At 70.4% G+C, this 12,417-nt stretch carries 12 protein-coding genes; 7 read left to right on the top strand and 5 right to left on the bottom strand.

The genetic code is table 11. The features are described 5' to 3' along the window. Window positions 1-66: 66 nt before the first annotated feature. Window positions 67-1,473 carry an FAD-binding oxidoreductase gene (locus ACZ69M_RS41480; RefSeq protein WP_470058282.1) on the top strand — a complete coding sequence of 469 codons (1,407 nt, stop codon included), beginning with the start codon at window positions 67-69 and terminating at the stop codon, window positions 1,471-1,473. Here ACZ69M_RS41480 and ACZ69M_RS41475 read toward each other — a convergent pair. Continuing rightward, on the bottom strand, window positions 1,470-1,706 hold the full coding sequence (locus tag ACZ69M_RS41475) for a hypothetical protein (RefSeq protein ID WP_470058281.1): 237 nt from the start codon (window positions 1,704-1,706) through the stop codon (window positions 1,470-1,472). The two genes, ACZ69M_RS41480 and ACZ69M_RS41475, sit on opposite strands and share 4 nt — an antisense overlap. A 227-nt stretch (window positions 1,707-1,933) precedes the next feature. Continuing rightward, window positions 1,934-2,407, bottom strand: coding sequence for an SsgA family sporulation/cell division regulator (locus ACZ69M_RS41470; RefSeq protein ID WP_470058279.1), 474 nt, complete (start codon window positions 2,405-2,407; stop codon window positions 1,934-1,936). Window positions 2,408-2,662: 255 nt separating this feature from the next. Here ACZ69M_RS41470 and ACZ69M_RS41465 point away from each other — a divergent pair, with 255 nt between their 5' ends. After that, entirely contained in the window at window positions 2,663-4,246 is a 1,584-nt protein-coding gene (locus ACZ69M_RS41465; RefSeq protein ID WP_470058278.1) for an RDD family protein, read from the top strand. Window positions 4,247-4,368: 122 nt separating this feature from the next. Then, window positions 4,369-5,046 (top strand): RDD family protein, encoded by a 678-nt coding sequence (locus ACZ69M_RS41460; protein WP_470058277.1) that lies wholly within the window; start codon window positions 4,369-4,371, stop codon window positions 5,044-5,046. Between the two features lie 63 nt (window positions 5,047-5,109). Here the strand turns inward: ACZ69M_RS41460 and ACZ69M_RS41455 are convergent, their stop codons facing one another. Continuing rightward, entirely contained in the window at window positions 5,110-5,439 is a 330-nt protein-coding gene (locus ACZ69M_RS41455) for a hypothetical protein (RefSeq protein ID WP_470058275.1), read from the bottom strand. A 508-nt stretch (window positions 5,440-5,947) separates the two neighbouring features. Between ACZ69M_RS41455 and ACZ69M_RS41450 the strand changes: the two genes are divergently transcribed. Next, window positions 5,948-8,293 carry an immune inhibitor A domain-containing protein gene (locus ACZ69M_RS41450; RefSeq protein WP_470058274.1) on the top strand — a complete coding sequence of 782 codons (2,346 nt, stop codon included), beginning with the start codon at window positions 5,948-5,950 and terminating at the stop codon, window positions 8,291-8,293. Window positions 8,294-8,414: 121 nt separating this feature from the next. After that, the gene (locus ACZ69M_RS41445; protein WP_470058272.1) at window positions 8,415-8,756 is read left to right on the top strand and encodes a hypothetical protein; all 342 of its coding nucleotides are present in this window, start codon (window positions 8,415-8,417) and stop codon (window positions 8,754-8,756) included. A 31-nt stretch (window positions 8,757-8,787) separates the two neighbouring features. Here ACZ69M_RS41445 and ACZ69M_RS41440 read toward each other — a convergent pair whose 3' ends face one another. Together ACZ69M_RS41440 and ACZ69M_RS41435 are read right to left on the bottom strand one after the other, a co-directional pair. Continuing rightward, the gene (locus ACZ69M_RS41440; protein ID WP_095854393.1) at window positions 8,788-9,372 is read right to left on the bottom strand and encodes an isochorismatase family protein; all 585 of its coding nucleotides are present in this window, start codon (window positions 9,370-9,372) and stop codon (window positions 8,788-8,790) included. A gap of 274 nt (window positions 9,373-9,646) precedes the next feature. Next, window positions 9,647-10,975, bottom strand: a complete 1,329-nt coding sequence (locus tag ACZ69M_RS41435; protein ID WP_470058270.1) for a nicotinate phosphoribosyltransferase — start codon at window positions 10,973-10,975, stop codon at window positions 9,647-9,649. 119 nt (window positions 10,976-11,094) lie between these two features. Here ACZ69M_RS41435 and clpS point away from each other — a divergent pair, with 119 nt between their 5' ends. Together clpS and ACZ69M_RS41425 are read left to right on the top strand one after the other, a co-directional pair. After that, entirely contained in the window at window positions 11,095-11,412 is a 318-nt protein-coding gene (gene clpS, locus ACZ69M_RS41430) for an ATP-dependent Clp protease adapter ClpS (protein WP_054229692.1), read from the top strand. A gap of 97 nt (window positions 11,413-11,509) precedes the next feature. After that, window positions 11,510-12,115, top strand: coding sequence for a DUF2017 domain-containing protein (locus tag ACZ69M_RS41425; protein ID WP_470058268.1), 606 nt, complete (start codon window positions 11,510-11,512; stop codon window positions 12,113-12,115). The last annotated feature ends 302 nt before the right edge of the window (window positions 12,116-12,417 follow it).

The raw sequence follows: 12,417 nt of genomic DNA, 5'->3' as shown, positions 1-12,417 counted from the left end.
ACCACACCCCGGCACGCCAAGCCCCGCGCGGATGGGGTTCACACCGATGGCCCCGAGTGCGACGCTGTGATCATGAGCCGTATCGAAGCCCCGCGCGACGAAGTCACCGGCAACCTCGCGGACCGCCTGCGGAGCGGCCTGCCGGCCGAGGCCGTCCTCATCGACCCGGACGTCACGGCCTCGTACGCGAACGACATGGCGAGCTTCTGCGAGGCGGGCACCCCCGCCCTCGTCGTCCTGCCCCGTACCGTCGAACAGGTCCAGCACGTCATGCGGATCGCGACCGAGCTGCGTGTCCCGGTCGTCCCGCAGGGCGCCCGCACCGGCCTGTCCGGCGCCGCCAACGCCTCCGACGGCTGCATCGTGCTGTCGCTGGTGAAGATGGACCGCATCCTGGAGATCAGTCCGGTCGACCGGATCGCCGTCGTGGAACCCGGCGTCATCAACGCCACCCTCTCCCGCGCCGTGAACGAACACGGTCTGTACTACCCGCCGGACCCCTCCAGCTGGGAGATGTGCACGATCGGCGGGAACATCGGCACGGCCTCCGGCGGCCTGTGCTGTGTGAAGTACGGGGTGACGGCGGAGTACGTCCTCGGCCTCGACGTGGTGCTGGCCGACGGACGGCTCATGTCCACCGGCCGCCGTACGGCGAAGGGGGTCGCCGGGTACGACCTCACCCGCCTGTTCGTCGGATCCGAGGGCTCGCTCGGCATCGTCGTACGGGCGATCCTGGCGCTCAAGCCGCAGCCGCCCCAGCAGTTGGTGCTGGCGGCGGAGTTCGGGTCGGCGCGGGCCGCCTGCGACGCCGTGGTCCGGATCATGGAGGGCGGGCACGTCCCCTCCCTCCTCGAACTCATGGACCGTACGACGGTCAAGGCCGTCAACGACCTGGCCCACATGGGCCTCCCGGAGAGCACCGAGGCGCTGCTCCTCGCCGCCTTCGACACCCACGACCCGGCCGCCGACCTGGCCGCCGTCGGTGCCCTGTGCGAGGCCGCGGGCGCGACGCAGGTGGTCCCCGCGGAGGACGCGGCGGAATCCGAACTGCTCCTCCAGGCACGGAGGTTGTCGCTCACCGCGCTCGAAGCGGTCAAGGGCACCACGATGATCGACGACGTGTGCGTGCCGCGCTCCCGGCTCGGCGACATGCTCGAAGGCATCGAGCGCGTCGCCGAGAAGTACTCCCTGACCATCGGTGTCTGCGCACACGCGGGCGACGGCAACACCCACCCCACCGTCTGCTTCGACGCCGACGATCCCGACGAGTCGCGGCGCGCCCGCGAGTCCTTCGACGAGATCATGGCCCTGGGTCTGGAACTCGGTGGCACCATCACCGGCGAACACGGCGTCGGAGTCCTGAAGAAGGAGTGGCTGGCCCGCGAGCTCGGACCGGTGGGCGTGGAGATGCAGCGCGGCATCAAGGCCGCCTTCGACCCACTGGGCATCCTGAACCCGGGCAAGGTGCTCTAGGCCCTGTCACCCCCGTCCCCGCCCCGGTGAAGACGGTCCAGGAGGGCCGGTTCGTCCTCGCTCAGCCGCAGGGCGCCGACGGCGTCGGCACCCCGCGCACCCGCCGTGCGCCCGGCCCCGGCGATCGCGTGGAACGGGACGAACGCGATCGCCTGCTCGCCGCAGGTCCCCACGAACCCGTCCTGGTCCGGCCGTACGCCGATGCGGTACGGGTTCTGTTCAACGAGCTGCACCCGTTGGTGAGCTGGGACGACAGTGCGTTGCGGCTGTCGCGCGAAGGGCGCCCGCCGACCCGGGTGACACCCCCGGAGCTGCCCCGACTGGCCTATCCGGCACGGGGTGTCGGCACCCTTCGGGAACCCCGGCCGCCGGCCGCGGCCCGCCCGTAGGACCGCTTCCCGTGGGGCCACTACCGCGGCCACCACCGCGGCCGGTATCGGGGACAGGGGCGCGAACGGGTTCACTCGCCGTCCTTCGACTCGTCCGACGGCCACGGGTCGCGCAGCCACAGGTCGTCGGCCGGGGTCGGGGCCAGCAACTCGGCGAGGCCCTCGTCGATGCCGAGCTGATCGGCCTCGAAGCCCGGCGGGACCGCCCGCAGGGTGCGCTCCAGCCAGGTGGACACCTGCGCGGTGGGCGCCTCGAGGAGGGCGTCCCCGTCCGGGGAGCTGAGCGCCATCAGGACGACGCTGCGGCCCTCGACCTTCGTCGGCCACACCCGTACGTCGCCGTGCCCACACGGCCTGAACACCCCCTCGACGAGCAGTTCACGGGCGAAGGTCCAGCCGACGGGATGGTCGGAGCCGATGTGGAAGGTGATGTGGACGGCGTACGGGTCGTCGGAGCGGTAGGTGAGCCGGGCCGGTACGGCGATGCTGCGTTCGGGCGACAGGACGAGGTTGAGCTCGAGTTCGCGTTCCACCACGGTGTGCATGTCGATGCGCTTCCTTTCGGGTACGGGGCCCTCAGGGCGGGCCCGTACGAGTGGAGAGCGCGATCACGCGGAACCATTACGCGGGTTCGAAGAAGTTTTTTGGCGGGCGTTCCGAGACCGTGTTCCGGGCGGCGACCGCTTGTGGCGGAACCTTGCCCGAAAGAGGTGGGTACGGCGGGAGCGCCGCTGACAGGCGCGCCCGTCTGATAGATGTGGAGCCCCCAAAAACCCCCGAGCAGATACGGGACGACGGACATGAGCGCCCCAACCCCGGCCCCCGGTGACGACCGGCCCCGTGAAGGGTATTACCCGGACCCCTCCATTCCTGGATATGTCCGGTACTGGAACGGTGCCTCCTGGGTACCGGGTACGAGCCGTCCCGCGCCCTCCGACGGCGTACCGCTCGCGCCGCCGTCCGGTACCCGGCCGACGGCCTCCGTTCCCGCGCCCGCTCCGGCCCCCGCCGAGGAGACCGGCCCGCACTTCTTCGACGAGGACCCGGCCCCCGCCGCCGAGCCGCGCCGGGTGAGCCCGGCCGAGGCGCAGCACGGCAACAGGCCCGAGCCCGCGGCCGCGTGGGGCGCCGACCGCTCCCAGCAGTCGGGCTTCGGTGGCGAGCAGGACCGCCGGGTGTCCTGGGGCTCGCCCCCGACGGCCGATCCGCGGCTGGCGCGCGCGGTCGAACCGGGTGACGCCGTCGTCCAGCCGGACGGTGAGTCCGCCCGCGCCGACGGCACGGCGACGATCCCGCCCGCCGATGCGGGCGGCGTCGCGCAACCTCCCGCGTCCGGCGGCACCGTGGTGTTCCGTCGCCCGACGGGACCGGCGCGGGCCACCGGCGCCGAGGGCGCGTCCGCGGCCCCGGCGAGCGGCGCGCAGTTCGCCGGCACCGGTCTGCCCGACGGTGCCGCGGAACCCGCCCCTTCCGAGGGCACCATGATCTTCCGCCCGTCCGCCCCGCGCACGGGGCCGCAGCGCGGGGCGCAGGCCGGGAGCACGGTTCCGGCCACCGGCGCACCGGGGGCGGACACGCCCGCGGCGGGTGGCCCGGCCGGGGCCGGGGGAGGCTTCGGCGCCGGGCAGGCCGCCCAGGCCGCGGCGGAGGCGGCGGCCCAGTCCGCCGCCGCGCGGCAGCCGGCCACCCCCGCACCCTCCGCCCCCTCCGCCCCCTCCGTGCCCCAGCAGTCCTCCGGCCCGGCCGCCACGCCCCTCACCAGTGGTCCCGGTGGGGGACAGCCGTCCTGGGCCCAGCAGGTGCACCGGCTCGCGGGTGACCCGGGGGCCGACGGGCAGCCCGTCGTGCCGTGGAAGCCGCCGGTGGACGATGTGTTCCAGGCCGCCGCCCGCAGACAGTCCGAGGCGCGCCCGGCGAGCCTCGGCAGGCGGCTGCTGGCCCGGATCGTGGACACCGCGGTCCTGGCGACCGTCACCGCGGTGGCCGCCGTACCGCTGGGCACCAAGGCGATCGACCACATCAACGAGAAGGTCGACGCGGCCAAGCGGTCCGGCCAGACCGTCACGGTGTGGCTGCTCGACGGCACGACCACGGGCTACCTCGGGATCGTGCTGGCCGTCCTGCTCCTCTTCGGCGTCCTCTACGACGCGCTGCCCACCGCCAAGTGGGGCCGCACCCTCGGCAAGAAGGTGTGCGGCATCGAGGTCCGGGACATCGAGGGCCACGAACCCCCGTCCTTCGGACGGGCCCTGCGCCGCTGGCTCGTGTACGCGGTCCCCGGCGTCCTCGTCATCGGTGTCGTCGGCGTCCTGTGGTGCCTGTTCGACAGGCCCTGGCGCCAGTGCTGGCACGACAAGGCGGCCCACACCTTCGTGGCCGGGTAGCCGCCCCGTACGCCGTCGTGGTGGCCTGACTCCCCGCGCGGCGGCGCGGCCGCCGGGAGCCCGGTCCCCCGGACGGCCGCTCGCCGGATGCGCGGTGGCGGGGTTCGCGGTCGACTCGGGCCATGAGCAGCGAACCGCCGCCCCCGGGTTCGGGTCAGCCACCGGACGAGGATCCGTTCAAGAAGCAGCCCCCGCCCGCCGAGGGCGGCGGCTCCCCCTACGACGGCCCTTCGCCGCCCACACCGCCCCAGGGCTCCCCGTACGACTCCCCGTACGGCGGCCAGCCCCCTCCGCACGGCGGCGGCGACCCGTACGGCCCCGGCGGCCCCTACGGCGGCGACCCGCTGGCCGGCATGCCCCCGCTCGCCGACAGCGGCAAACGCACGGTGGCGAGGATCATCGACATGATCCTGGTGGGCATCGTGGTGTGGCTGCTGTCCTGGGCGTTCGGGGTCGTGGAGTACAACATGAACGCCGACAAGATCGAGTACAGCAAGGGCTTCGGGCAGTCCGTGATCGCCGCGGTGCTCTACACCGGCTACGACACCATCATGATCAGCAGGTCGGGGCAGACCCTCGGCAAGAAGCTGTTCAACCTGAGGGTGGCCAACCTCGACAACGGCTCCACGCCCTCCGTGCAGACCACGCTGGTCCGCTCGCTGGTGCTGTGGATCCCGTTCGCGTTCTGCTGCGCGTGCATTTGGACCGCGATCGCGGGCGGTTGGAGCTACTTCGACAAGCCCTACAAGCAGGGCCTGCACGACAAGGCGGCCAAGACGGTGGTGGTCAGCACGGGCTGACATACGCGATCAGCCGCACTCCATGAGGAGACGGCTGATCGGGAGAGCGGCGGGTTCGTGGAATCACGGGCCCGCCGGTTCGCGTACGGCGGAGACAGATGCCGACGACACGGACGACACGGATGCGGCGACGGACGCGGTCTCGCGCTGTGCGGGCACCCGCTCCTGAACGGGGGCCGGTGCGGGAGCGGGTACGGCGGCCACGGAGCCGGAACGCACGCGCTTCGGCAGCGGAACCGTTACGGCGACGAGCAGTCCGAGAGCGAGTGCCGAGAGGGTGATCACCGCGATCCCCAGGCCCGAACTCGTCTGAGACAGCAGCAGCATGGCGAGGGTGGAGAAGATCACGGTGCAGGAACCGTAGGCGAGCTGTGCGGCGGTCGGACGAGGCATGGCGATTCCTCGGGGTGGGGGTACTCCCCCCGTGCCTCTCGCGATGGGGGAGGATGCGGACAACAACGGGACCGGACGGCGACCGGGACGATCGACAACGGGAGTGGAGCCGCCGGTCCGGGTGGGGCTGCGAATCGTGGGACGACAACGGTGTCGACTTGTCAATCCGTTGACATTCCAACGTTCCGCCAATCGACTCTATTCGCCTGCATGCCCGAGTGGAACGTCCGGTAAGCGTGACCTTACCCACGGTGCCGGAGCACAGGGGGCGCACGGAGTCATCGCGTCCACCAAGTGGACGGACGGACGCGCCCGTCGAGAGGGCCGATCACGGTTCGGATACCGAACTGCCGCTCCGCATAATGCAGTTGCCAGGTTCAAGTCAAGATCTGTTTTTTCTTTGGTAACTCCGGTCAAATGTCGTCACTTGACACGCGTATACGCGCGCGGACCTCCATCACCCCGGGATTCCCCCCATCCGCGCGACGGACGCAGGGGAGGACTTCAAGTGAGCAGCAGACCATGGACGTTCAGAGCGGCCGCGGTGGGTGTCGCCCTCGCGGCGGCCACCGCCACGTTCTCGACGTTCGCCGTTGCGCAGGCGGACGATGCCGCATCGGCGGCGGCCTCGGCGAGCGCGAACCGCCACGAGCCCCAGCCGGCCGGCAACAAGGCCGAACACGACCTCGACGGCCCGCTCAGCAAGACCCAGGAAGCACAGCGCGAAGAGGCCCTGAACCAGGTCATATCCGGGGACGCGAAGGTCCAGGACCGGAACGGTTCGCAGGTCGTCAAGCTCAAGGGCAAGAACAAGTACGTCGAGCTCGGCCGCGAGAAGACCGACAAGATCTTCACGATCCTGGTCGAGTTCGGCGACCAGGTCGACAGCCGCTACGGCGGCACCGCGGGCCCGCTGCACAACCAGATAGCCGCGCCCGACCGCACCCAGGACAACAGCACGGCCTGGCAGGCGGACTACAACCAGGCGCACTTCCAGGACCTCTACTTCGGCACCGGCAAGAACACCGAGTCGCTGAAGAAGTACTACGAGAAGCAGTCCTCGGGCCGCTACTCGGTCGACGGCGAGGTCACCGACTGGGTCAAGGTCCCCTACAACGAGGCCCGTTACGGCTCCAACAAGGCGTCCACGGGCGCCTGGTACGCGGTCCAGGACGGTGTCACCGCCTGGGTCGCCGACCAGAAGGCGGCCGGCAGGTCCGACGCGGACATCAAGGCGGACCTGGCCAAGTACGACCAGTGGGACCGCTACGACTACGACGGCGACGGCAACTTCAACGAGCCCGACGGCTACATCGACCACTTCCAGATCGTGCACGCCGGTGAGGACGAGTCCGCGGGCGGCGGCGCGCAGGGCGAGGACGCGATCTGGGCGCACCGCTGGTACGCGTTCGGCACCGACGCGGGCGCCACGGGTCCGGCCGGCAACAAGCTCGGTGGCGCCGCGATCGGCGACACCGGCATCTGGGTCGGCGACTACACCATTCAGCCGGAGAACGGCGGACTCGGCGTCTACGCGCACGAGTACGGCCACGACCTCGGTCTGCCGGACGAGTACGACACCACCAACTCGGCCGAGAACTCCACGGGCTTCTGGACCCTGATGTCCTCCGGTTCCTGGCTCGGCACCGGCAAGAACGCCATCGGTGACCTGCCCGGCGACATGAACGCCTGGGACAAGCTGCAGCTCGGCTGGCTGAACTACGACACGGCCAAGGCCGCGACGAAGTCGAAGCACAAGCTGGGTGTCGCCGAGTACAACACCAAGAACAAGCAGGCCCTCGTGGTCTCGCTGCCGGACAAGGCGGTCACCACCGAGATCGTCGCCCCGGCGCAGGGCTCGACCCAGTGGTGGAGCGGCAGCGGCAACGACCTCAAGAACACGCTGACGCGTTCCGTCGACCTCACCGGCAAGTCGGCGGCCGCCCTCACGCTCGACGGCTGGTACGACATCGAGGCCGACTACGACTACCTGTACACCGAGGTCTCCACCGACGGCGGCGCCAACTGGACCCCGATCGACGGCACGGTGGACGGGCAGCCGATCCCGCGCGACGGCAGCGGCAAGCCCGCGCTGACCGGCACGGTGGACGCGTACAAGAAGCTGTCGTTCCCGCTCGACGCCTACGCGGGCCAGAAGATCGACCTGCGGTTCCGTTACCAGAGCGACGGTGGCGTGGCGCTGAAGGGCTTCGCGGCCGACGAGATCGCCGTGACCGCGGACGGTTCGGCGCTCTTCTCGGACAACGCCGAGACCGCGGACGCCGCGTGGACCGCCGCCGGCTTCTCCCGCGTCGGCGCGTCCTTCACCGACGACTACCCGCAGTACTACATCGCGGAGAACCGTCAGTACGTCTCGTACGACAAGACCCTCAAGACCGGTCCGTACAACTTCGGCTTCTCGACGACGCGTCCGTCCTGGGTGGAGCACTACCCGTACCAGAACGGCCTGTTGATCTGGAAGTGGGACACCTCGCAGAAGGACAACAACGTCAGCGCGCACGCGGGCTCCGGGCTGATCCTGCCGGTCGACTCGCACTCCACCGCGCTGAAGTGGTCCGACGGAACGCTGATGCGCAGCCGGATCCAGTCGTACGACTCGCCGTTCAGCCTGTACCGCACGGACGGTCTGACGCTGCACAGCGCGGACGTGGCGACGAAGATCCCGTCGAAGCCGGGGGTGCCGGTCTTCAACGACCACACCAGCACCTACTACGACACGACGGCCCCGACCGCGGGTGTCAAGATCACTGACACCAACACCAAGATCAAGATCGCCAAGGAGGCCCGTGACGGGTCGACGATCTCGCTCGAAGTGGGCCCCGCGGTGAAGTAACCGGTATTTCCGCAGGTCAGAAGCGTATCGGCGGCGACCCCCTGGCGGGTTGCCGCCGATCGTGTTTAGGTGCGTCCTGTGGATTTCTTATTGACACCGGCGCGCACGGGGGTGTGACTGCATGGCCGCAGGAGGTTTTTGCAAGCTGCCGAACGGCAGCGTGGTAGTGGCCCTGAACCTGCCCAGTCCGGCGGGCCCGGGTCCCGGCTGCGTGCGCTTTCTGGTCCTGGCCCAGAACCGTGCCCGCGCCCTGACACGCCTGCGCAACCTCGGCCTGCGCGCGGTCTACCTCCGCGGGAACGCGGCCCCGCCCACCCCCGACGAGATCACCGCCGTCCTGCACCACCCCGACGGCCTCATATGGCGCACCACCCCGGACAGTGGCGTCCAGGGCCCCGACCTCACCCAGGAACTGTGGCGCCCGTTCAAATCCCTCGTGAGGTGCCCGGCCCCCCAGGCGTGACCGGCGAGGGTCGGCCAGAAGGGCCGGAAGGCTAGACGACCGGCTTTCCTGTCAGGTCCACGCCTGCTGCTCGGAGTTCTTCGAGGGCACGGTCCGTGGTTTCCTCGGAGACTCCGGCCGTGAGGTCCAGGAGGACCTGGGTCCGGAAGCCGTTACGGACGGAGTCCAGGGCGGTGGCGCGGACGCAGTGGTCGGTGGCGATGCCGACCACGTCCACCTCGTCGATCTCACGGGCGCGCAGCCAGTCACCCAGCGCGACCCCGTTCTCGTCGGCGCCCTCGAAACCGCTGTACGCCGCCGCGTACGCGCCCTTGTCGAAGACGGCGTCGACCGCGCCGGAGGCGACCGCCGGAGCGAAGTTCGGGTGGAACCCGACCCCCTCCGTGCCGGCGACACAGTGCGCGGGCCAGGAGTGGACGAAGTCGGGGTTGTCGGCGAAGTGGCCACCGGGAGCGATGTGGAGGTCACGCGTGGCGACGACATGCCGGTAGCCGGCGGGCGCCTGCCCGATCAGCTCCGTGATGGCGGCGGCGACATCGGCGCCTCCGGCCACCGCGAGGCTGCCCCCCTCGCAGAAGTCGTTCTGCACGTCTACGACGATCAAGGCGCGGCGCATGGTCGGTGTCCTTCGACGGTGTCGACTATGGGGTCGGTGAATGTGGCAGGAGGTGTGCGGGACCGGCCTGTGGTGCCGAGCCTAGAGATTTCGGGTGCGGCGCGGGAGGGGGCATTCGGTTACGGCCCGTTGCGGCGGCCGGTGCGGTGTGCGTGTTGCCGTTGCATTCCCGCTGACCGCCCGTTCATTCGTGTTTGCCCAAGGGTGGCCGGAGCCGGCCGGAGCGCCGCCCGCGCGCGCTCCGGCGCACCCCGCGCACACCGAAGGGTCTGTATCAGATGTATTCCGTCGGAATGACCGGTTCCCCGCGCGAGAGCTGGGTCGCCGACAACGGCAGGTTGGCGCGGGAGGCCGCGTGCCGGTCGCGTACGACGTCGAGGGGCTCGCGGGAGAGGACCTGGCCGCCCTTGACGAGCTCCACCAGCAGTTGTCGGTCGGTGAGCGCCACGGGGACCGCCCCGGTACCGATCACCTCGGCCTCGGCGACCCCCCGCTCGTCGAGCCGGCGCGCGGCCCACTTGCGCCCGCCGATCGAGGTCTTGCCGCCGGTGGACCTCTTGGCCACGGGCTCCAGCGGAGCCTTCGGGTCCGCCGACTCGGCGCGGGCGACCAGCTTGTAGACCATCGAGCAGGTGGGATGGCCGGAACCCGTCACCAGCTGCGTACCGACGCCGTACGCGTCGACGGGCGCCGCCGCCAGCGAGGCGATCGCGTACTCGTCCAGGTCCGAGGTCACGATGATGCGGGTGTCCCTCGCGCCCAGCTCGTCCAGCTGCTGCCGCACCCGGTGCGCGACCAGCAAGAGGTCCCCGGAGTCGATCCGCACGGCCCCGAGCTCGGGCCCGGCGACCTCGACCGCCATCCGTACCGCCTCCGCGACGTCGTACGTGTCCACGAGCAGCGTCGTCCCCCGGCCCAGCGAGTTCACCTGGGCCTGGAAGGCGTCCCGCTCCCGGTCGTGCAGGAGGGTGAAGGCGTGTGCGGAGGTGCCGACGGTCGGGATGCCGTAGCGGAAGCCCGCCGCCAGGTCGGAGGTGGTCGTGAAGCCCCCGACGTACGCGGCCCGCGCCGCCGCCACCGCGGCCAGCTCGTGCGTCCGCCGGGCGCCCATCTCTATCAGCGGCCGGCCCCCGGCGGCGGAGGCCATCCGGGAGGCGGCGGCCGCGATGGCCGAGTCGTGGTTGAGGATGGAGAGGATCACCGTCTCCAGGAGCACGCACTCCGCGAAGGACCCCTCGACCCGCAGGATCGGCGAGCCCGGGAAGTACACCTCGCCCTCGGGATAGCCCCAGATGTCCCCGCCGAAGCGGTACGAGGCGAGCCACTCCAGGGTCGGCTCGTCCACGATGGCGTTCTCGCGCAGGAAGCCGAGGACATCGGCGTCGAAGCGGAAGTTCTCGACGGCGTCGAGAACCCGCCCGGTGCCCGCGACGACGCCGTAGCGCCGCCCCTCCGGCAGCCGCCGCGTGAAGACCTCGAAGACCGAGCGTCGCTCGGCGGTCCCCGCGGCCAGTGCGGCCTGCAGCATCGTCAGCTCGTACTGGTCCGTGAAGAGCGCCGTCGAGGGAACGTCCACCGGCAGCCCAAGGTCCGCTGTGTTCATAAGCCTGGATGGTACCCCCATCTCGTCACTCTGACGATTTATGGCGGCCCTTGTATTCCGGTTGTATCCCGTTGTATTCCGGGGGTCCATTTGTGCGGGCCCCCCTCTCTGGTGGCAGCATGGGCCGTGTGACCGCTCCCGCACCCCTAGAGATCGAAAAGACCGAGTCGGCGGAGGAGGTCTTCGCCGTACCCGAGCCCGACGTCCCCTGGGTCACCATCGTGCACAACGACCCGGTCAACCTCATGAGCTATGTGACGTATGTCTTCCAGACGTACTTCGGCTACACGAAGGACAAGGCCACCAAGCTCATGCTCGACGTCCATCACAAGGGCCGGGCGGTCGTCTCCAGCGGCACGCGCGAGGAGATGGAGCGCGACGTACAGGCCATGCACGGCTACGGTCTGTGGGCCACCCTTCAGCAGGACCGGAAGTAGCGGGCCGGAAGTCGTCGGACCGGCGGCCGTCGGACCGGCAGCAGCCCGAGCCCTCCCTGTAAACCGCGAGCAGGACCGGAAGTAGCGAACTCACTCCATGCCAGGACACTTCGAACCGCTCCCCGGCGGCGGCGCGGCCGTCGCGCTCGACGAGGTCGAGATCTCCATCATCCGCTCCCTCGCCGTACAGCTCCTGGAGCTCATCGGGCCCGGCCCCGCGGAGAACGCCCCCGACGACCCGCTCGCCGAACTGTTCGCGGAGGGCCCCAGCGAGCCCCCCTCCGACCCGGTGCTCAAGCGCCTCTTCCCGGACGCCTACGGCGGCCCCGACGTCGAGGCGTCCTCGCCGGAACAGGCGGAGGAGCAGCGCGCGTACTCCTCCGAGTTCCGCCGCTTCACCGAGAACGACCTGCGCGCCGGCAAGCGCGAGAACGCCCTCGCGGTGATCCGCTCGCTGGACGCCCTCACCACGGCGGGCGACGGCGGCGCGGTCCTCAAGCTCTCCCCCGGGGAGTCCGAGCAGTGGCTGCGCGCCCTCAACGACCTGCGCCTGGCGATCGGGGCCCGGCTGGACGTCGTCGACGAGGAGGACACCGACCTCCTCTACCGCCTCCCGGACGAGGACCCGCGCAAGCCGATGGTGATGGCGTACCTGTGGCTGGGCGGTCTCCAGGAGACGCTCGTCGAGACGCTGATGTCCTGATCGTCCGTCTGGATGCCCCGATCGGGCGCGGAGATGCTCCGATCGGGCGCGGAGATGCTCTGATCGGGCGGTGAGCGGGGAACGGTCGTACGCCCCGATCGGGCGCTGAACATGTAAGTACCGGAAAGCCCTGATCAGGGGTTGGTTCAGGGTTCAATCGGTGTTCGCTCAGAGGACGCTCAGATCCGGATAACGATCCCGTCACCGTCGTGGCCTGCTATGTCCGGGTGAGTGCTGTTTGTCCGCTTCTCCCTGTGGCATGCCTTACATCACCCGCAGTCTGCCCATGTTGCGGCCGTGAT

The organism is Streptomyces sp. NPDC107454 (assembly GCF_055582885.1).
This window is presented reverse-complemented; position numbering and strand designations above follow the sequence as displayed.

Excerpts from the sequence above, each read along its gene's own strand:
- ACZ69M_RS41470 (WP_470058279.1), bottom strand. The coding sequence starts at position 2,407 with ATGCACACCGTGGTGGAACGCGAACTCGAGCTCAACCTCGTCCTGTCG.
- ACZ69M_RS41465 (WP_470058278.1), top strand. The coding sequence starts at position 2,663 with ATGAGCGCCCCAACCCCGGCCCCCGGTGACGACCGGCCCCGTGAAGGG.
- ACZ69M_RS41460 (WP_470058277.1), top strand. The coding sequence starts at position 4,369 with ATGAGCAGCGAACCGCCGCCCCCGGGTTCGGGTCAGCCACCGGACGAG.
- ACZ69M_RS41455 (WP_470058275.1), bottom strand. The coding sequence starts at position 5,439 with ATGCCTCGTCCGACCGCCGCACAGCTCGCCTACGGTTCCTGCACCGTG.
- ACZ69M_RS41445 (WP_470058272.1), top strand. The coding sequence starts at position 8,415 with ATGGCCGCAGGAGGTTTTTGCAAGCTGCCGAACGGCAGCGTGGTAGTG.
- ACZ69M_RS41440 (WP_095854393.1), bottom strand. The coding sequence starts at position 9,372 with ATGCGCCGCGCCTTGATCGTCGTAGACGTGCAGAACGACTTCTGCGAG.
- ACZ69M_RS41435 (WP_470058270.1), bottom strand. The coding sequence starts at position 10,975 with ATGAACACAGCGGACCTTGGGCTGCCGGTGGACGTTCCCTCGACGGCG.
- clpS (WP_054229692.1), top strand. The coding sequence starts at position 11,095 with ATGGGCCGTGTGACCGCTCCCGCACCCCTAGAGATCGAAAAGACCGAG.
- ACZ69M_RS41425 (WP_470058268.1), top strand. The coding sequence starts at position 11,510 with ATGCCAGGACACTTCGAACCGCTCCCCGGCGGCGGCGCGGCCGTCGCG.